Origin of the sequence: Collinsella sp. AM36-4AA (assembly GCF_003467795.1) — a bacterium.
Classification (GTDB): domain Bacteria; phylum Actinomycetota; class Coriobacteriia; order Coriobacteriales; family Coriobacteriaceae; genus Collinsella.
In genome coordinates, this window is sequence record NZ_QSHS01000019.1 from 19,327 (window position 1) to 38,622 (window position 19,296).

The 19,296-nt window shown below is 60.0% G+C and carries 17 protein-coding genes; all 17 read right to left on the minus strand.

Going from position 1 to position 19,296, the window contains the following annotated elements; genetic code table 11:
• Positions 1-2 precede the first annotated feature (2 nt).
• Positions 3-908 (minus strand): phosphate ABC transporter permease PstA, encoded by a 906-nt coding sequence (gene pstA / locus DW850_RS06970; RefSeq protein ID WP_055251684.1) that lies wholly within the window; start codon positions 906-908, stop codon positions 3-5.
• Between the two features lie 3 nt (positions 909-911).
• Positions 912-1,838, minus strand: coding sequence for a phosphate ABC transporter permease subunit PstC (gene pstC / locus DW850_RS06975; protein WP_117757006.1), 927 nt, complete (start codon positions 1,836-1,838; stop codon positions 912-914).
• Position 1,839: 1 nt separating this feature from the next.
• On the minus strand, positions 1,840-2,676 hold the full coding sequence (locus tag DW850_RS06980; protein ID WP_055251678.1) for a phosphate ABC transporter substrate-binding protein: 837 nt from the start codon (positions 2,674-2,676) through the stop codon (positions 1,840-1,842).
• Positions 2,673-3,473, minus strand: coding sequence for a polyphenol oxidase family protein (locus DW850_RS06985; RefSeq protein WP_117786671.1), 801 nt, complete (start codon positions 3,471-3,473; stop codon positions 2,673-2,675). Before DW850_RS06985 ends, DW850_RS06980 begins: the two co-directional genes overlap by 4 nt.
• A 210-nt stretch (positions 3,474-3,683) precedes the next feature.
• A complete protein-coding gene (ftsZ, locus tag DW850_RS06990) occupies positions 3,684-4,838 on the minus strand; it encodes a cell division protein FtsZ (RefSeq protein ID WP_022094491.1) in 1,155 nt (384 codons plus the stop codon).
• 199 nt (positions 4,839-5,037) lie between these two features.
• Entirely contained in the window at positions 5,038-5,826 is a 789-nt protein-coding gene (locus DW850_RS06995; RefSeq protein WP_233540639.1) for a cell division protein FtsQ/DivIB, read from the minus strand.
• A gap of 424 nt (positions 5,827-6,250) precedes the next feature.
• Positions 6,251-7,162, minus strand: a complete 912-nt coding sequence (murB, locus tag DW850_RS07000; RefSeq protein ID WP_006234257.1) for a UDP-N-acetylmuramate dehydrogenase — start codon at positions 7,160-7,162, stop codon at positions 6,251-6,253.
• Positions 7,163-7,167: 5 nt separating this feature from the next.
• Positions 7,168-8,586 carry a UDP-N-acetylmuramate--L-alanine ligase gene (gene murC, locus DW850_RS07005; protein ID WP_055286074.1) on the minus strand — a complete coding sequence of 473 codons (1,419 nt, stop codon included), beginning with the start codon at positions 8,584-8,586 and terminating at the stop codon, positions 7,168-7,170.
• A 97-nt stretch (positions 8,587-8,683) separates the two neighbouring features.
• A complete protein-coding gene (murG, locus tag DW850_RS07010; RefSeq protein WP_117786673.1) occupies positions 8,684-9,799 on the minus strand; it encodes an undecaprenyldiphospho-muramoylpentapeptide beta-N-acetylglucosaminyltransferase in 1,116 nt (371 codons plus the stop codon).
• A complete protein-coding gene (gene ftsW, locus DW850_RS07015) occupies positions 9,789-11,309 on the minus strand; it encodes a putative lipid II flippase FtsW (RefSeq protein WP_147349604.1) in 1,521 nt (506 codons plus the stop codon). The genes murG and ftsW overlap by 11 nt, the downstream gene beginning before the upstream one ends.
• Positions 11,310-11,318: 9 nt before the next feature.
• Entirely contained in the window at positions 11,319-12,725 is a 1,407-nt protein-coding gene (murD, locus tag DW850_RS07020; RefSeq protein WP_117786675.1) for a UDP-N-acetylmuramoyl-L-alanine--D-glutamate ligase, read from the minus strand.
• A 9-nt stretch (positions 12,726-12,734) separates the two neighbouring features.
• Entirely contained in the window at positions 12,735-13,754 is a 1,020-nt protein-coding gene (gene mraY / locus DW850_RS07025) for a phospho-N-acetylmuramoyl-pentapeptide-transferase (protein WP_006234262.1), read from the minus strand.
• A gap of 3 nt (positions 13,755-13,757) precedes the next feature.
• Complete coding sequence (gene murF, locus DW850_RS07030) at positions 13,758-15,182, minus strand: UDP-N-acetylmuramoyl-tripeptide--D-alanyl-D-alanine ligase (RefSeq protein WP_117786676.1); 1,425 nt, start codon at positions 15,180-15,182, stop codon at positions 13,758-13,760.
• A gap of 127 nt (positions 15,183-15,309) precedes the next feature.
• Positions 15,310-16,932 carry a penicillin-binding protein 2 gene (locus DW850_RS07035; protein ID WP_117786677.1) on the minus strand — a complete coding sequence of 541 codons (1,623 nt, stop codon included), beginning with the start codon at positions 16,930-16,932 and terminating at the stop codon, positions 15,310-15,312.
• Between the two features lie 260 nt (positions 16,933-17,192).
• Entirely contained in the window at positions 17,193-17,663 is a 471-nt protein-coding gene (locus DW850_RS07040) for a hypothetical protein (protein ID WP_022094483.1), read from the minus strand.
• Between the two features lie 90 nt (positions 17,664-17,753).
• On the minus strand, positions 17,754-18,719 hold the full coding sequence (rsmH, locus tag DW850_RS07045; RefSeq protein ID WP_006234266.1) for a 16S rRNA (cytosine(1402)-N(4))-methyltransferase RsmH: 966 nt from the start codon (positions 18,717-18,719) through the stop codon (positions 17,754-17,756).
• A 20-nt stretch (positions 18,720-18,739) separates the two neighbouring features.
• Positions 18,740-19,174: a division/cell wall cluster transcriptional repressor MraZ gene (locus tag DW850_RS07050; RefSeq protein ID WP_006234269.1), complete on the minus strand. Its 435-nt coding sequence runs from the start codon at positions 19,172-19,174 to the stop codon at positions 18,740-18,742.
• Positions 19,175-19,296: the final 122 nt, after the last annotated feature.

Consider the following 19,296-nt stretch of genomic DNA (forward strand, 5'->3'; position numbering starts at 1 on the left):
AACTAGCGACGCTTGCGCGACAGGAAGCGCGCAAACAGGTTGAAGGCCAGAATGATCACCATCAGCAAGAGCGCGGTGCCGTAGGCTGCGTTCATGTTGATGCCGTCGTTGGCAAGCAGGTACAGGTGAACGGTCATGGGGCGGCCGGAATCGAGCGGCGAGATAGGTAGATTGATGGCCTGGCCCATGGTGTAGAGCACCACGGCGGTCTCGCCAATGGCACGGCCGATGGCAAGGACAATGCCCGTGGCAATACGGCCAAAGGCAGAAGGAAGCACGATCTTGGAGACAACCTGCCACTTGGTGGCGCCCAGGCCATACGCGCCCCAACGGATATAGCGCGGAACGGCGCGAATGGCCTCTTCGGTGGTGCGCATGACGATGGGAAGCATCAAGAGCGCGAGCGCCAGAGCGGCCGAGACCATCGAAAGGCCCAGACCCATAGCCTCGACAAACAAGGCGTAGCCAAACAGGCCCATAACGATGGAGGGCACCGAGGCCAAAGCGTCAGCAGCGTAGCGAATGAGCTCGACGATCTTGCCCTGCTTGGCGTACTCGGCCAGATAGACGGCTGCCAGCACAGCGATCGGCGTGCAGATAAGCATGGCGAGCGCCGTCACATAGACGGTCGAGACGATCGTGGGCCAAATACCGCCCTCGGCGTTGACGCCCTGGGGCCAACCGAAGATAAAGTCGAGCGAGATGTGTGGCAGGCCGTTGATGACCACGTAGGCGATGATAGCGACCAGCACCAGCGTGGTGATGTATGCCGCGGCACGGAACACGCCAAGCATGATCTTGTTGGACAGGTCCTTGTTGATGCGGCCCTTCTTGCCGTGGGAAAGGGCACGCTTGATGCGCTCGCGCGACGAGGTCGTATCGACCGTCGTGTCAACGGAATCGGACATAGCCTACCCCCTCTTCTTCTTGGAAATCAGACGGACGATGCCCACCAGCGTGGCGGAAATGATAAACAGGACCACGCCCATGCCGAACAGCGCCGAGCGATGCAGACCCGAGGAATAGCTCATGTCGAGCGCAATCTGGCTCGTGAGCGTCGAGATGGGGCTCGCAATGCTGTCGGGAATAACCGGGGCGTTACCCACGACCATGAGCACGGCCATGGTCTCGCCGATGGCACGGCCCATACCCAGCACGATGGCATCCACGATACCCAGCTTGGCGGCAGGTAACACGACCTTATAGATGGTCTGCCACTTGGTGGCGCCCATGGCATACGATGCCTCGCGAATGCCCATGGGAATGGAATTGAGGGCATCGATGGTGAGCGTGGTGATGGTAGGGACGATCATGATGGCAAGCACGAACCACGCCGTCAGCGCACCAAAACCAAGACCACCGGTCAGCTGCGCGATAAATGGACGGATGATGATCATGCCAAAGAAGCCATAGATGATAGAAGGGATGCCGGCCAACAGGTCAACGGCAGGGCTGATGAGCTTGCGCACGCGCTTGCTGGCGATCTCGACCAGATACACGGCCGTGCCCACGCCTAGGGGCACACCCATGGCGAGCGCACCGACGGTCACCAGACCCGAGCCGGCAAGCAGCGACACGATGCCGTAGTGACCCTCAGAGGGCGCCCACGTAAAGCTAAAGAAGTCCGCCAGACCGATGTCGGTAAAGACGGGCAGCGCCGAGTACGTGGTAAAGACAAAAATCAGGATGACGGTAACGACCGCCAAGAACGCGCAGGCAAAGAAGATCCACTGCAGCGCCTTCTCCTTGATATAGGTACTGCGCGATACGAGCGCCAGCTCGCGCTTCTTGGGCGTCTGAACATTCCGCTCAGTCTGGGAGTTTTCCTGTGCTTCCATGCTACTCACTCCCCTTCTCGTCGTTGGTGACGGGGATAAAGCCCGCCTCGCGAATCTGCTTGTCCATCTTTTCGGACGTCACGTAGTCGATGTAATCCTGCGCCTGCTGCGAAGGCGCACCCTTCACAAAGAAGTAAAGGTCGCGTGAGATGGGATAGCCGCCGCTCGCGACCGTCTTCTCGGACGCCTCAACATGATTGACCGAGACGGCCTTGACCGAGGTCTTGGCGTTGAGGCTATCGACGAAGCCCAGCGAAATGTAGCCAATGGCACCGCGCGAACGAGATACCACGTCGCGCACCTGGCCCGTGCCCGAAAGAACGGCCGAGCGGCGATCGAACGGGGTGCCGTCCATCACGATGGTGCGAAAGGCCTCACGCGTGCCGGACGCCTCATCTCGGTTGATGACCTGAATCCTCAGGTCCTCGCCACCGACTTCTTTCCAGTTGGTGATCTTGCCGGCGTAAATATCGCGGAGCTGCTCGGTCGAGAGGTTATCGACCGGGTTATCGTCGTTCACGATGACCGCGATACCGTCGTGGGCAATGACGATGGGAGTCAGGCCCAAATCCTGTTCGTCGGCATTGAGTCCACGGGAGGAGCTGGCGATATCGGCCGTGCCAGCGCTGACGGCTTCGATGCCAGCGGAAGAACCCAAACCGGAAACGAGCACGTCGATGCCGGTCTCCTCCTTAAAGCCCTCTGCCGCAATCTCGGCGATAGGAAGGCAGGTCGTGGAGCCAGCGACGGTAATGGAAGAGGTAGAAGATCCCGAAGAACAGGCGCACAGCGTAAGCGTAAGCACAGCGGCGCTCAGGACCGATACGATCTTTCTCATAGCATCACGCCGATCGCAGCATGGCGCCCACAGGTGCCGCCCTCGTTACGGTAGGAATAAAAGCGGTCGTTCTGACGCACGGTCGAAAGCTGGGTATCCACGATATTATCCGCGTCGACACCGACATCTACCAGCGCCTCGCGAATGGCAGCGGAAAGATCGAGCATGCGAGAGGTACTCGCATCGATGCAAGAGAACTCGGCGGCAAAGCGATCCATGAGTTCCTGGGATACCTCATATTCGTCACCCAAGATATGGGGGCCGATATAGGCGGAAACGCCGCTCGCATCGCAACCGGCAGCATCGCAAAGCGCCTGGCACGCCTTGGCGGAAATGCGTGCAATCGTGCCCTTCCAACCGGAGTGCACCACGGCAAATCCGCCAGGGGCCACCAGCACCACGGGAACGCAGTCGGCAAAGCAGAGCAGCACGGGTACGTTATGCGCCGTACAGACGATGGCATCGCAGCCCTCGGCAATCTGCTCGCGGACGTCCTCAAGGTCATCGGCGCCGTTCGAGGTCACCGCAACGATATGGTCACCATGGACCTGATTGGGAACGAGCAGGTTGTGCTCGCACTCGGCGGCACCCATAGCCTCGAGCGCGCGACGACGATTTTCTTGAACAGCAAAGGGATCATCGCCAACATGCGAGCCCAAGTTGAGTGAGGAGTACGCATCTTCGGAAACACCACCGGCGCGCTCGGTGAAGGCAAAGCGAACATCGGATGTCGCGCCTTCCACCAACGTAACTCCATCATGGTCGACACGCGAAACTTTGTCCGCACGTGCTGCCATACTAAAGCCTCCTAATAACACAAGTACCGCGGCATCGCCGCTACAGCCAGCGTTTATACGGCTGTCATACTTCTCTAAAAGGATACCTGCTGCGCTGGAGGCAATCGTAAAGGGAACGTAAAGAGATTGGAGGTTCTAGTTTACAAAGTCGAAATAAAAAGGGCGCGTCCATACGGACACGCCCCTGTGCACAACAATGCAAAGAACGACTTAGAAGCTGCCGCGCTTCAGGAAGTCGGGAAGCTCGAACTGGTCGTTGCCAAAGTTGGGCAGCTCGGTGCCACCGACGTTGCGGGTCGGAGCGGCCTGAGCCGGGCTGGTGGCCGGAGCGGTGCGCTGCGGCTCAGCGGAGGCAGCGGCCTTGCTCTGAGACTGCTGAGCAGCAAAGAGCTCGTCCTGACGGTTGACGTTGGAGTCGGAGAAGCCCGTAGCGATGACGGTGATACGCACCTGATCGCCCAGGGACTCGTCGACAACGGTACCGAAGATGATGTTGGCCTCGGGGTCGACGGCGTTGGCGACAACGTCGGCGGCGTCGCTGATCTCCTGGATGCCCAGGTCCTTGGAACCGGCGATGGAGAGCAGCACGCGTGTGGCACCATCGATGGAGCTCTCGAGCAGCGGGCTGGAGATGGCCTGCTGGGCTGCGTCGACGGCACGGGTATCCCCAGAAGAGGTACCGATACCCATCATGGCGGTACCGGCCTGCTTCATGATGGTCTTAACATCGGCGAAGTCCAGGTTGATGATACCGGGGACGGTGATGAGGTCGGTGATGCCCTGGGTGCCCTGGGAAAGGACGCCATCAGCAATCGCGAAGGCCTCGAGCATGGTGGTCTTCTTCTCGGCGATGTCGAGCAGCTTATCGTTAGGGATGACAATCATGGTGTCGACGCAATCGGAGAGGGTCTTAATGCCCTCCTCGGCGCTCTTCTTGCGCTTGCGGCCCTCGAAGGTGAAGGGCTTGGTCACGACGGCGACGGTCAGTGCACCGACCTCGTTCATCGCGATATCGGCAACGATGGGAGCAGCGCCGGTACCGGTGCCACCGCCCTCGCCGCAGGTGATGAACACCATGTCGGCACCAGCAAGCGCCTCGGCAATGTCGTCGCGGGACTCATCGGCAGCCTTGCGGCCAACCTCGGGGTTGGCGCCGGCGCCCAGGCCGCGGGTAAGGTCGGTGCCGATGTGCACCTTGATATCGGCATCAGAGATCGCGAGTGCCTGAGCATCGGTGTTGATGGCAACAAACTCGACGCCGCGGATGCCCTCTTCGATCATTCGATTGACCGCGTTGGTACCGCCGCCGCCGACGCCGACCACCTTAATGACGGCAAGGTAGTTGTTGATCTCTGTCTCGTGCATGTCGGTCCTCCGAACAAAGGTTATAGCCATAGCATGGGTCGACCCCTGCGCACATTAACCTTCAGGTTGAAAGTAAATGCAAAGGTAAACCGTATTATGTTTGCACATTATGAACGTATCAGTCAAATAATTGACCGTGAAAACCAAACAAACCAGATAAACGGCGTGGTATGGCCCCTCAACAAAGTAACAACCAGCGCTACGAGGTCGGAGCATTCCTAAATGTGTAGTTGCCCGGAGAGCGCACATTGATATACGTTACGCCCTCTACCTGCGAAAGCAACTTGGTGACTACGCGTTCTTTCTTGGCGATATCGTTCGAATCGCCCAGCGACACCTCAATGCCGTTATTGAGGTTTGCCGAGATGGCTTCGACCGAAGGCGTGGAAATATCCTTGACTTGTCCCAAGAACTCGCTCGAAAAACCACGCACATAATCCAGGCCGGCCTTAACGGCTTTGGAGTTCACCGCCTGGCCGGAAACCGGAGCGACATCCGCCGAGACATCAGTCAACAGCACCGCGCCATAATGCTTAGCGAGCGCCAGCGCGGCATCGATTCCGGTCAAGGTATTTGAGCCCTGCCCTGTCGTGATGACGTTGCCCTGGTCGTCCACTTCGACCGACGTCGACAGTGGGGCGATCCAGGTGTCATCATCCCCGATGGCCCAGGCAAGGTCATCGGAGCTGATATAGGCAATTGCGATGACCTTGCGCTCCATAGGCGTAATGATGAGCGTATGCGGGAACTGACGCTGGACATCCACGCCCGAGACCCACGGGTTCTGCTTGAGATCCTCGGTAATCTGGTCGGGATCGACGTTAAAAAGCGACGTTCCCTCGGGCAAATCGATCAGCTGGATAGCATCGTGCTTCGTCACATGCTCGCTGCCTTGAATCTGAATATCAGTGGCGGTAAACAATCCAGAGTTAATCACCACGATGGCAACGACGACGAGCACGGCCAAGACGGCCAGAACGCCGCCCACGATTTTGCCTTTGCCTGTAACGACAGAAGCGGCGTCTGATGTTTTATTTACCATCGCCCCAAGTGAAGACAACGGGTTGACGCTTTTTTTACCCGAAGGCTTCTTGACGGTAACCGGGACCGATGTCAGCGAGCGCGGTTTCGATGCGCCCAGCGTGCGACCTGGACGCGGCGCTTTAGTTCCCGTCGAGGGCTTAGGAGTTGCCATGGGACGGGCAGGTTTGGCGCCCATAACAGGCTTTGACGTCACCGAGGGACGCGAGGACTTTTTTGCGGCCGGACGATTACCGAGCTGCGAGCCGACGACCGGACGACTGGTCTGTCGAGCATGCCCGACAGACTTAGAATGCGCGACGGTATTGCGTTGAGGTTTGGCAGGCGCGCCGGAACGCCCTCCGGCGCGGCGGAAGGTGGGTTTCGATGCTCTAGAAGCCGAGGAATTTAACTTCCGGTCTGAGCTCGATGCCATACGCCTCCCTCACCTTTCCGTGCACATGTCTGATAACCGCGGCAACGTCATCGGCCGAGGCAGTTCCGTTATTAACGATAAAATTAGCGTGAACGGGCGAAACTTCCGCGCCGCCAATTGAAAAACCCTTTAATCCACAATCCTCGATAAGCTTGCCCACACTCGCATCGGGCGGATTGCGAAAGACCGACCCGCAGGATGCGCGACCCATGGGCTGCGTACGCTTGCGCCTCGTCAGGTACCGCTCCATGCGCTCGCGAATGTCGGCCTTGGGCGCCGGTTTAAGCTTGAGCACGCACTCGAGGATGATCTCATTGCGGGGAAGGCTACATTCGCGGTAGCCCCAAGTGATCTCGGACCCCGCATAATGCTTGATACCGGATGCCGGGTCAAACGTTACGACATCCTCAACCAGCGAGCCAATCCACTCGGTCCGTGTGCCGGCATTCATAGATATCGCACCGCCGACCGAACCAGGGATGCCAACGGCAAACTCAAGGCCCGAGAGGCTACGCGACAGGGCATCGTTGACCAGGCGCGCAAACATCACGCCCGCACCGACCGTCAGCGTACAACCGTCATCGGCAACAACCGTGCGCTGAAACTCACGTCCGAGCGAAATGACGGCACCGCGATAACCGCCATCGGCAACCAGCAGATTGGAGCCCTTGCCGATGATGACCCACGGCACCTGCTCGCGATCGAGCACCGCCACGGCGCGGCGGAGGGCATGATAGCTATGACACGTTACAAAGAGGTCGGCCTTGCCGCCGATACGATAGCTCGTATGACGCGCAAGGCGCTCGTCCTCGATCACATCCGTGTCGATCATGCCCGAAAGCGCCATGACGGCGTTAAACAGACCCATTAGACTTAAGCGTCTTTCTTGGCAGTCAGATACTCGATAAACTCGGGGCCGACGGTCGTAACGTCACCGGCACCCATAGTGAGCAGCAGGTCGCCCTCGCCCACCATCTGCTCGAGCTCCTGATTGAGCTCAAGACGGCTGGAGCAGTACACGACCTCCTTGCCAGGATGCTTGGCGCGCACGGTATCGGCGAGCATCTTAGAGGTGACACCCGGAATGGGCATCTCGCCAGCCGAGAACACATCAATCAGCAGCAGTTTATCGGCATTGGCAAATGCATCGGCAAAGTCGTCGCACAGGGCCTGCAGGCGCGAATAGCGGTGCGGCTGGAACACGACGTCGACGTGCTTGTAGCCCAGCGACGAAGCGGCGGCAAGCGTCGCCTTGATCTCGGTGGGGTGATGGCCGTAATCATCGACCACGGTGATGCCATCGATATCGCCCACGTGGGTAAAGCGACGGCGGACGCCCTCAAAGCTCGAGAGCGCCTTGGCGGCGGCGTCGATGTCAAGGCCCAGGACATGGGCGACGGTGAGCACCGCCGTGGCGTTGAGCATGTTGTGGCGACCGGGATTGCTCTTGATCTCCACAGCGTGCTCAGTGCCGTCCTCAAAGCGAACGATAAAGTCGCTCTGGATGCCCTTGACATCCGGGTGCATGCAGACGATGTCGTTGCTCTCGGCAAAGCCGTAGGAAAGCACGTGACGACCCGTCGACTTGGCGAGCTCGACCAGATGCGGGTCCTCACCGCAGACGATGACGGTGCCGTCCTCGCCCACCAGGCTCATGAATTTGGCGAAAGTTGCCTCGATCTCCTCGATACCCGAGTAGTGATCGAGGTGGTCGGCCTCGACGTTGGTCACGATGACCACGTTGGGGTTCAGGAACAGGAAGGAGCTGTCGGACTCGTCGGCCTCGGCGACAAAGTAGTCGCCCGAGCCGTTCTTGCCGTTCGTGTCATAGCCCTCGACGATGCCACCGATCAAGAAGCTCGGATCCAGACCCATGCGGTCGAGCATGGTGGCGCACATCGAAGACGTGGTGGTCTTGCCATGCGTGCCGGCAACAGCGACGGTGGTGTAGCCGTGGCCCAAAGCAGAGAGCATCTTGGCACGGGGCCACACGGGAATACCAAGCTCGCGAGCGCGCACGAGTTCAGGGTTGGACTCCGGAATAGCGGTGGAGACAACAACCACGTCGGGCTTGACCTCGTCGATCGTGGCGGCCTCATGGCCCACATGCACCTTCACACCAGCGCGGGTAAGCTGGCGGATATAACGTGACGTCTTAAGGTCGGAGCCGGTAACGGCATAACCGCGCTCGTGAAGAACGAGGGCGATGCCGCTCATGCCGGCGCCGCCGATACCGATAAAGTGGGCGCTCTTAAACTCGGGCGCGGAGGTTGCAGTCTGGGAATCAGCCATGTGCTCGTGTACTCCTTGCGTAAACACTGCCTGTAACCCGTTAACTGTACCGCACCTACCGCATCAGCGCGAGGGCGACCGACGATATCCCGTCTAACTAACGCAAACCCTCTACCGCATCGGCCAGAAGAGCGGCGGCCCTATCCTGAACCAGACCACGCGCCGCCTGACGCATGGCGTCGCGCGCCGCCGCGTCATCGACCAGGTGCAGCAGTTCATCGGCAAAGGCAGAACCGTCGATATCGGCATCGGCGCAGAGCACACCGGCCCCGGCGTCGACCAGATAACGGGCATTGGTGGTTTGGTGGTCGGCCGTCGCATGCGGATACGGCACGAGCACCGAGGGCACGGCGAGCGCAGCAATCTCGGCCACGCTCGATGCACCCGAACGCGAGAGCACCAAATCGGCAGCAGCCAGCATATCGCCCATGTTGTCGATGTAAGGCTGGACGCGGTAACGCTTCGCCTCCTCGGGCGTCAGCGCCAAAGCGCGCTCGGTCTCCTCAAAGCCGTCGGCACCCGTCGAATGCAACACATAGAGGTTCTTGCGCGAAAGCAGCTCGTTTTTGAGCGAAGCCACGCGCTCGTTGAGGTGCTGGGCGCCAAGTGAACCGCCAAAGACGAGCAACAGCGTAGCGTCCTCGGGAACGCCAAGTGCCTTGCGGCCGCGAGCGCGATCGCCCTCGATTACCGAGCGACGTACGGGGTTGCCGGTCATGAGCACGTGGCCAGGGTCACCTTCGCGCTCAAAGACCGAACGCGCTGCCGGCACCGAGATGCACACGCGGGCGGCGTGGGAGTTCATCATCTTGTTGGCCAGGCCCGGAACAGAGTTCTGCTCATGCAGCAGATACGGAACGCCCGCGCCCTTGCACCACCCCAGCAGCGGAACCTCGACATAGGCACCAAAACCAATGGCGGCATCGGGCTTGCCGACCTTTGAGAAATGACTGGCGAGCGCACGTTTGGCCTTGTTGACACGCCACAGCGAGGTCAGCGCCGTCCAAGGACGGGAGCGGTCGAAGCCCGTGACCGTAATGGGCACAAAATCAAACCCAGCCTCGGGGACCAGACGACCCTCGAGCTTGCGCGACTGACCCACGAACACAACGTGGTGGCCACGGTCACGCAGTTCTTCGGCCAAGGCGAGCGCGGGGTTGATGTGTCCTGCCGTGCCGCCGGCTGCAATAGCAACGGTCATTTTATCGGTCATGGTAGTCCCTTCGTACACGCGGTCCCTGGTCGTCGGTACGCAGACGCGCCGACGGGTCCGAGTTCAAATCGATTCGATTATATCCGCCGCCCGCGTTGCGAGGGCTGGGGCGCTGCGGACGACCTTGCGGAGCCATTCGCGGGCGTGGACGAGCTGCCGGCTCGGATGCAGAACCATCCAGAACGGTAAAGCCGCTACGCGAAGGTCGTTCACCGCGCACATGGGCTACGCCGGCGGTACTCTCATCCATAACGGCAAAGCTCTCGCGGCGACGGTCGTACTCATCGCGACGGGCGCTCTCGTACGAAACGCGCAGGATCAGACCGGCGAGCATAAGCGACACAATAATCGACGAACCGCCGTAGCTAATAAACGGCAACGGTTTGCCCGTCATGGGAAACACGTTGAGGATGCCCAACGCGTTAATCAAAAACTGCACCGCGAGAATGACCGCGGAGCCAGACGCCATAAGCGCGCCCCGACGATCGGTCGCCTGCTCGGCAATGCGAAACGCCGAATAGATCAGCATCGCAAACACCAAGAAGAACAGCACGGTTCCGACAAAACCGACTTCCTCGCCAATGATGGCCAGGATGTAGTCATTGTGCGCCTCGGGCAGATACGAGTACTTCATGGTTGAGTTGCCGATGCCACGGCCGAACAGACCGCCCGAGGCAAAGGCCATGATGGCAAGCGTGGCCTGATAGCCGTCACCATACTCGTCGGCCCAAGGGTTCAAGGCAACCTGAATACGCACCATACGGTACGGCTCTGCAACAAGCGCAATCACGATCACGAGAATGCCGAAGATTAGCACGCCGATGATAAATCTGGGGTCGAGACCCGCAAACAACGCCATGCACATGAGGGTCAACAGGATGATCAGGACAGTACCGAAATCGGGCTGGATAAAGATCAGAAAGAGCGAAATGCCCAAGTAGATGCCCATCTTGCGAAGGAATTCGTTGATGTTGCCACCGGGCGAAAAGAAACGATCAAGCATGATGGCCGAATACGCAATGGCAAATGGCTTTAAAAACTCGGAAGGCTGGAACTGAATACCGGCGATGTTGAGCCAGCGCGTGGCGCCACGGCTGCCGCTGCCCACCAAGAACACCAGAAGCAGTAGCCCCATCATGCCGATGAGGAAGATCCTGAGCACGTCTTCCCCAAACCAACTGTCCGGCAAGATGCGCACGATGGCAACCATAGCCAGCACGCCAACTCCGGCAAACGCGGCTTGTCGAAACAGAAAAAACGTCGCCGAGCCATTCTCGTGCAGCGCCTCGACCGAAGACGCCGAGTACACCATCAGCAGGCCAAAGCACACCAAGGTAAACAGGCAGGCCATGAATATCAAACGGGGGCGCATGATACGGGCGGGAACGCCGGCAATATAGCGTTCGCTAAACGTCTGCCCGCCGCGACCGGAACGCGGTGTGCTGCGCCGCGAGGAAGCACGGTCCGAGTCGGGCCTCCTCATACCTTGTCGGGGGCTCTCCTCTCTCACCGGCAACCCCTATTCCATTTGCGATTTCGCCGCAGCGGCAAGCTGGGCCACATAGTCCTTAAACACGCGGCCGCGCTCCTCATAGCCCGAGAACTCATCGAACGAAGAGCAGGCAGGAGAAAGTAAGATCACATCGCCACGGCTCGACAGCGAACGGGCGACGTCCACGGCATCGCGCAGGTCATCCGCCTGGGCGATATCCACATCGCCATCGACATCGGCCTCGTCCATAGCGGCGGTGAAACGCTCGCGCGCATCGCCAAAGCAGACGACCGAGCGTACGTTATCCATAACAACGCGCGCGAAGTCCGTGAGCGGCGTGCCCTTATCGTGGCCGCCGAGCAGCAAGATCACGTCGTCATCGGGAAATGCCGTCAGTGCCTTCTCGACCGCATCGGTGTTGGTCGCCTTGGAATCGTTGACGTAGCGCACGCCGTCAATCTCGCCACACGGCTCCACGCGGTGCTCGAGCGGCTGGAACGAGGCCAGACCGCGGCAGACGCCATCGACATCGGCACCGACTGCCAGGGCAGCCGTGGCAGCGCACAGGGCATTGATAGCATTGTGATGGCCCGAAATCTTGAGCTCGGATGTAGCGATGAGCGGGGTCTCGACGCCCTTCAGGCGCACGATCATCTTGCCATCGCGTACAAAGGCGGCATCCTCACCCTCAGGCTCGTCAAAGGCAACCTTGCAGATGCGACGACCCGGCGTGTAGATGTACTCATCGAACTCGTGAATGCCGGCGTCTTCGACGTCGACAACCGCCAGATCGTCATCGACCATATTGTCAAACAGTTTGATCTTGGCAAGCGCATAGTTCTTATGGCTCTTATGCCAGCCCAAGTGGTCGGGAGTGATGTTGAGCAGCACCGCCACGCGAGGATGAAGCTCGGCGGTCGTAGCAATCTGGTAGCTCGAGAGCTCGGCCACAAACCACTCGTTGTGGGCTCGGCCGTCAATCTCGTTGACCGGCGGCTCGCCGATGTTGCCGACAGCTACGCTGACCTCGCCGGCAGCCTTGAGCAGATAATCAGTCAACGACGTGGTGGTCGTCTTGCCGTTGGTACCCGTGATGGCAATCCAGTTATCGGGCGACAGGCGATAGGCAAACTCGGGCTCACCCATAATCTGGGCGGCATGCTCGCGCCCGGCCTTAAAGAAGCCCGAGAACTCCGAGATGCCCGGGCACGTCACGCATACGTCATAGGCGCCCTCGACCTGTTCGGTCCCATAGACAAACGACGCACCAGCAGCCTCAAGCGCACGCGTGGCGTCATTGGGCTCAGAGGTGCCGCCGCCATACACGGTAACGGCGCTTACGCGCTCGGGATGTGCCAGCGCCCAGCGGGCGACATCGAGACCGGATTTGCCCTGACCCAAAACGAGCAGGCTAAAGACATCAGCAAGAGGCATGAAAGACCACTATCCCAACTGGAAGAACAAAGCAAGGCCAACGGCACCAAAGGCCGCAGCGATAATCCAAAAACGGATGACGACCTTGGTCTCGGCCCAGCCCTTCTTTTCGAAATGATGATGGATGGGCGCCATAAGGAAGACGCGCTTGTGCGTAAAGTGGAAGTAGACAACCTGAATCATTACCGACAGGGTCTCAACGATAAACAGGCCGCCGATGATGAGGGAGACGACCTCGGTGTTGGTCATGATGGACGTGCAGGCAAACGCGGCGCCCAGGGCAAGCGAGCCGGTATCGCCCATAAAGATGCTCGCCGGATAGCAGTTGAACCACAGAAAGCCCAAGCAGGCACCGGCACACGCGGTGCAGAAGATGGACAGGTTCACGTCTCCGTGCAAAAACGCCATGGCAGCCATGGCGAGCATGGCAATCATGGAGGTGCCACCAGCAAGACCGTCAAGGCCATCGGTCAGGTTCACGGCATTAGAAAGACCGGCGATCATCAGCCAGCAAAAGACAATGTAGAGCCACGGGAACGAAAGGCCGCAGATGGTGGTCGAAAGAACACCGAGGTCAATCGTCAGGCCGCCGGGAAAACGAATCTCGGGGGCGACGCCGCACCAGTTGACGGCAAGTACCGTAAAGGTGACACAGATAATGGTTAGGCCGATCATCTTGGCATGAGGCGTCAGACCGAGCGAGCGCCCATGCGTAACGGAGGTCAGGTCGTCGATCAGGCCCAGCACGCCGGTCGCCAGCGTGGCGAGCAGCACGAGCACGAGCTCGGTGGTGAGCTTGCCCATCAGCAGGCAGGTCAGCGAGATCGCGACGAGGATGACAACACCACCCATGGTGGGCGTTCCCTGCTTAACCAAATGACGCTTGGGGCCGTCGGCACGAACCTGCTGGCCGATACCCTCGACCTTGAGCAGCTTGATCCACCACGGCATGAGCAGCAGCGCAATGGCAGCGGCGATGCCAAGCCCCAAAAAAGCCTGATACGTTGGATACGAGGGATTGCCGAACATGGGCTAGCACACACCTTCCACAAAGCGGTCGAGCTCAACAAAGCGGGAACCCTTGACCAGTACAACATCATGTTTTTCAAGCGCGCCGCCCATGCGGTCGAGCACCTGCTGATAATCGGAGAACACCTGGATGCGGTCCTCGTCCATGCCCATCATGCGCGCGGCATCGGCCATAAGCTGGGCCAGCTCACCACCCACGCACGCCAGCATGTCGAGCTTCTTGGCGGCGGCATAGGCGCCCACGAGTTCATGCATGCGAGGGGCCTCATCGCCCATCTCGCCCATCTCGCCCAAGATCGCCATGCGAGACCCCGTGCACGAAAGCGAGCACAGTAGATCGAGGCCAGCAGCCATGGATTCGGCGCTGGCGTTATAGGAATCGTCGATGACGCGGGCACCGCTCTTGGCGCGCTTGATCTCCTGGCGATGACCGGTAATCGTGAGGCCCCTAAAGGCAGCATCGATCTGCTCGGGCGTCACGCCCAGGCGATAGGCAACCGCGGCGGCCTTAACGGCATTTGGGACGGACTGCACGCCGGGGATGGCAAGCATGGTATCGATTGTCTCGCCCTGACCAAAATCGAGCGTAAAGACCGGACGGCCCTCGTCATCAACGCGAATGTCGCGGGCACGGACCTCATCATCGTCCGAGACGCCGGCCAGCATCACGTCGATACCAGCAGGCTGGGCGAACGTATCGCGAATGAACGGCGTAAAGTCGTCCTCGCCGCCCAAAACCAGCAGCGGCAAGAAGTCGCCGGCGGCGCACATACCCTGGACAATCTCGGCCTTAGCGCGGGCGATGTTCTCGCGGCTACCCAAAATGCCGATATGAGAGGTACCAATCTTGCTCACGATGGCAAGGTTGGGATTGGCGGACTGGGACAGGCGCTCGATCTCGTGGAAATGGTTCATGCCCATCTCGAGCACCAGGACCTCGGTATCGGCCGGAGCGGAAAGCACCGTGAGCGGCATGCCGATCAGGTTATTGAAATTGCCCTTGGTGGCCCAGACACGATAGCGCTTGGCGAGCACGGCGGCGAGCACGTCCTTGGTCGTCGTCTTGCCGATAGAACCGGTAATGCCAACGACCAGGCAGCCAAGCTCCAGACGGTACGTGTGCGCCAAACGCAGCAGAAACTCCTCGGGATCATCGGTCAGCAAGATGGCACAGCCCTTGTCCTGCGCCAGCGAGACCAGCTCGGCCTCGGGCTCACGCGTCATCACGACGGCGCCGGCGCCCGACTGGACGGCACGGGAAGCAAAATCATTGCCGTCGACGTTTTCACCGGGAAAGGCGACGAAAATCGTCCCTTCCTCGACCTGGCGCGAGTCGATAACGCACCCGCGGCATACCCGATCGGCTTCTCCCGTCACGGTTCGGGCCCCTGTTGCGGCCGCGAGGTTGTTGACGGCGATCTCTATCATTGCAGCTCCCCTGTAAACCTAATAATGCTATCGGCGTATTGTATCCCAGCGCCGCGCATGCGTGGTGCAGGGCATGTGAACACCCCTCATATGGGACAACAAACCACGCCCCAAAGATTGTAACCCCCTACTTCGTGTGCGGGATACCCAGCACGTCGAGCGCGTTGGCCATAATGGACTGGAACGGCACCGCAGCGGCATCTGAGCCGCTCGGCGTTCCGTCGAGCGTGATATAGCACAGCACCTTGGGCGATTGTGCCGGCGCAAAGCCCATAAAGGACGACATGTAGTTCTCCTTGAGGTAGCCGCCGTTCTCGTCGGCTCGTTCGGCCGTACCGGTCTTACCCGCCACGTCACAGCCGTCAACCGCGCCGCCAACGCCCGTTCCCTCGGACACGACCGTCTGCATGCACGATGTCACCTGGGATGCGGCGTCCTCAGAAATCGCGCGCTCGCCTTCGCCCCAGTCCTTCTCGTCGCCTTTGCTGGACTTATAGAAGTGCGGGGTCATCATCACGCCGCCGTTGGCGATGCCGCCCACGGCACGTGCGATCTCAATCGGCGAGACGGACAGCGCCTGTCCAAAGCTCATCGATCCCAGCGTGGCGCCGTCATACTGGTCACGCTCCTTGACGATGCCCAGGCTCTCGCCCGGAAAATCGACACCGGAGCTGTGACCTATGCCCCACTTGTCCACATAGGCGGCAAAGTCGTCCGCACCGATCTTGCGCCCCACCAGGACAAAGCCCACGTTGGACGAACGGCGCATCATCTCGCGCACATCCATGGTCATGGCATAGTCGCGCTTGTCGGCATCGGTGACGGTATCGTCACCCACCTTGATGCTCGCCGGCACCTCAAACGACGTACTCGATCGCACGACGCCCAAGTCGAAGCCGGCGCCCGCCACGAGCGTCTTAAAGACCGAGCCGGGCTCGTAGGCGTCGGTGACCAGGCGCAAGTTCATATCCTCGGTCTTGGCGTTTTCCAGATCGGTCTGGTCGTAAGTCGGATACGAGCAGGCTGCCAAGATCTCGCCTGTCGTAGGATCGGTGACCAGCGCCGAGCCGTTCTTGGCCTTAGTCTTCTCAACTGCCTCTGCCAGGGCATCCTCGGCCGCACGCTGGATATTGACGTCGAGCGTCGTCACGATATCAACGCCGTCGACCGCAGCCACCTTTTTATAGGCACCGCCCGCGATATAGCTGCCGTCCCTCGCGCGCTCGCGCACAAGAGAACCGTTCGTACCGGTCAGAAGCTTGTTGTATTGCTTCTCGAGACCCGTCAAGCCGTCGTTGTCTACATTCACTACACCCAGCACCTGCGATGCCAGATTGCCGTATGGATATACGCGCTTCATGGCCTGCTCAAAAAGCACGCCGGGCAGGTTCTTCTTCTCCAGCGCCGCAGCATCGTCTTCGTCCACCTGGCGCTTGATATACACCCAGGTGCCATCGGACTCGACGAGCTTGCGGCAGGTCTTTTTATCGATCCCAGTTGCCTTGACCAGCGCCGACACCGTCTTGTCAACATCCTCGACAAGCTGCGGGTTCACGGCGATGTTGCGACATTCGACCGACGACGCTAGCACGTTACCGTTGCGGTCGTAGATGGTGCCGCGTTTGGCATAGAGGGTCTGCGCAAGCAGGCGGCGCGCATCGGCACGCTCGCGCAGTTTATCGGCTTCGACAATTTGATAGTCGGCAAGGCGAAAGACGCCCAAGCCCAAGCCAAACCCAATGAATCCCATGACGGCTTTGCGGCGAGGCAGAGGCGCGCCTGTGAGCCATTCGGTCGACGAGCTCTTGCGCGACCTGTTGTTATGCACTTGAGGGCCGCCCGAGCCGCGAAGTCGCGACGCCGGGTCGTTGCCACGGGACTGCCCGGCGTTGTAAGATTGCCGACCCGTTCCTTGATAACCAGAACGTCCCCGCGACGAGGGACGTCCAGAACCGCGGCCCCCATCGGAACCGCGGCGATAGTCATTTGTCATACTCAGCTACCGTCTTGCTACTGAGCGGTCGCGGTCGCGTTGGCGCCCGCGGCTGCATCCTGCGAAAAGTCAAGTGTAACGCTCTCGCTGGGCTCCACCATGCCATAAGCGCCCGCAAGGTCGCGAATGCGCGTGTCGGCGCCATAGACCGAATGCATGACCTCCAGGTCGGAGCTCTCATCGGTCGCCTTTTCGAGCGTGTTGGTAAGCTCGGCGTTGCTGTTGAGCACCTGGGCCGTAACGCCGGCGAGCGCCACGCGGGCGACGCCGATCGTCATGAAGATAGCCGCAATGATGCAAAACGTTTTAAGAACGCTCATGAAAACCGGGCTTACCGCCTGGTTTGCCTGACGGCCCGCGCCCGTGTAGACATCAAAGCGCGGCGTGCGCTGCTCACGGGGAGCAACGGGGGCCTGCGGCGTCTCACGATAGGCGGGCATGGCGTTCATATCATAGGCGAGTGCTGCGCTTGAAGTGTTGTAGCCCATGATATGCCGCCTCCCATCCCGAGTACGTTGGTAGTGTGTTTAAGCTTCGTTTATGGTGCGAGCGGGAGGTCCAATATCGCGCGGTCGCGCCTACAGACGCTGCGCCACGCGGATTTTGGCTGATCTCGCCCGAGGGTTGCGCTCAACCTCATCAGGCTGGGCAACCAAGGGTTTGCGGGTGATGACCTTGAGTATCGGCACGTTGCCGCACACGCACACCGGAATCTCCGGCGGACACGTGCACCCCTGGCTCATCTCCTTAAAGTGGTTCTTTACGATACGGTCCTCGAGCGAGTGATACGAGATGACGCAGATACGTCCGCCCGGGTTGAGCCACCTGGTGGCGGCATCAAGCCCTCGTTCGAGCACATCGAGCTCGTGATTGACCTCGATGCGAATGGCCTGGAAACTTTTCTTGGCCGGGTGTCCGCCATGCCGACGAGCGGCAGCCGGGATACCCGCCTTGATGATCTCGACAAATTGGCCGGTGGTTTCGATCGGTTCTTGCTCGCGGCGGCGCACGATCTCGCGCGCGATCTGCGAGGCGAACTTCTCTTCGCCGTAGACGCGTAGAATCCGGGCGAGGTCGTGTTCGTTATAGGTGTTGATGACCTCAGCTGCGTTTAAGGTGTTATTACCCGGATCCATCCGCATGTCCAATGGGGCGTCCTCGTTATACGAAAAGCCCCTGCCAGGGATATCGAGTTGCGGTGACGAAACGCCCAAATCGAACAGGAAGCCATCGACCCCGGGCACCTCGGCCGAGCAAAGCAGCTCGTCCAAGTCGCCGAAGTTGCCCTTCAGCAGCTGGTGCGGAACGCCGGGAACCTCGCGGTCCAGACGGGCGCCAGCGGCCTCGAGGGCCATGTCGTCCTGATCGACGCCGAGCAAAAGGCCCGTCTCCCCCACCTGCGCGGCCATCTTTACCGAATGGCCGGCACCGCCAAGGGTGCAATCGCAGACAACGGAGCCGCTCTTTAGCCGCAGCGACTCAAGCACTTCGCCGAGCATGACAGGTTCATGCCGATATTCTTGTGTCAAGATCCCACGCTCCATCCGTTACCCGTGCCTTGCCCTTACGAGAAGAAGAGGTCCAGCAGGGCCTCATCGTCATCGTCCTCATCGGCCGCGGCGCGATCCCAAACCTCAAGGTGGTCGTAGTTGCCCACAACCGTGACCTCGCGGTCGAGGTTCGCCTGCTTGCGGAGAGACTCGGAAAGACCGATACGACCGGCGCTGTCCACGTCCATCGACGTGGTGCGCTTGTTGATCGCCCTCATGAGCTTCTGGTCGTTAATGTCACGCGGGTTAAAACCCTCGTGGCCCTCACGACCCGCGAAGAGTCCTTCGACCCACTTATCGAAGGCCTCGGCAGAGAACACGTACAGAGCATCGACATCCAGGGCTTTAAACACGCGAACGTGCTCTCCAAGCTCCTCGCGAAGGGGTGCAGGCAGGGACAGACGACCTTTTGCATCGAGATTGCGCTCGTATGCACCAGTCATTCCCATGTGCGCCCTCCCCTCGGTTACTCAGATGGCACGTACGCGGGGAACCACCCCGCCTGTCGACGTCATTAATAATATGGGGAACCGCCCCATTTTTCAACACCTTTCCCCACCCCTTCCCCCAC

Coding starts and splice junctions, on each gene's coding strand:
- pstA (WP_055251684.1), bottom strand. CDS start 908: ATGTCCGATTCCGTTGACACGACGGTCGATACGACCTCGTCGCGCGAG.
- pstC (WP_117757006.1), bottom strand. CDS start 1,838: ATGGAAGCACAGGAAAACTCCCAGACTGAGCGGAATGTTCAGACGCCC.
- ftsZ (WP_022094491.1), bottom strand. CDS start 4,838: ATGCACGAGACAGAGATCAACAACTACCTTGCCGTCATTAAGGTGGTC.
- DW850_RS07040 (WP_022094483.1), bottom strand. CDS start 17,663: ATGGGCTACAACACTTCAAGCGCAGCACTCGCCTATGATATGAACGCC.
- murD (WP_117786675.1), bottom strand. CDS start 12,725: ATGCCTCTTGCTGATGTCTTTAGCCTGCTCGTTTTGGGTCAGGGCAAA.
- DW850_RS06985 (WP_117786671.1), bottom strand. CDS start 3,473: ATGGCAGCACGTGCGGACAAAGTTTCGCGTGTCGACCATGATGGAGTT.
- DW850_RS06980 (WP_055251678.1), bottom strand. CDS start 2,676: ATGAGAAAGATCGTATCGGTCCTGAGCGCCGCTGTGCTTACGCTTACG.
- rsmH (WP_006234266.1), bottom strand. CDS start 18,719: ATGGAGCGTGGGATCTTGACACAAGAATATCGGCATGAACCTGTCATG.
- murF (WP_117786676.1), bottom strand. CDS start 15,182: ATGATAGAGATCGCCGTCAACAACCTCGCGGCCGCAACAGGGGCCCGA.
- murC (WP_055286074.1), bottom strand. CDS start 8,586: ATGGCTGATTCCCAGACTGCAACCTCCGCGCCCGAGTTTAAGAGCGCC.
- DW850_RS07050 (WP_006234269.1), bottom strand. CDS start 19,174: ATGGGAATGACTGGTGCATACGAGCGCAATCTCGATGCAAAAGGTCGT.
- murG (WP_117786673.1), bottom strand. CDS start 9,799: ATGACCGATAAAATGACCGTTGCTATTGCAGCCGGCGGCACGGCAGGA.
- mraY (WP_006234262.1), bottom strand. CDS start 13,754: ATGTTCGGCAATCCCTCGTATCCAACGTATCAGGCTTTTTTGGGGCTT.
- murB (WP_006234257.1), bottom strand. CDS start 7,162: ATGGGTCTGTTTAACGCCGTCATGGCGCTTTCGGGCATGATCGACACG.
- DW850_RS07035 (WP_117786677.1), bottom strand. CDS start 16,932: ATGGGATTCATTGGGTTTGGCTTGGGCTTGGGCGTCTTTCGCCTTGCC.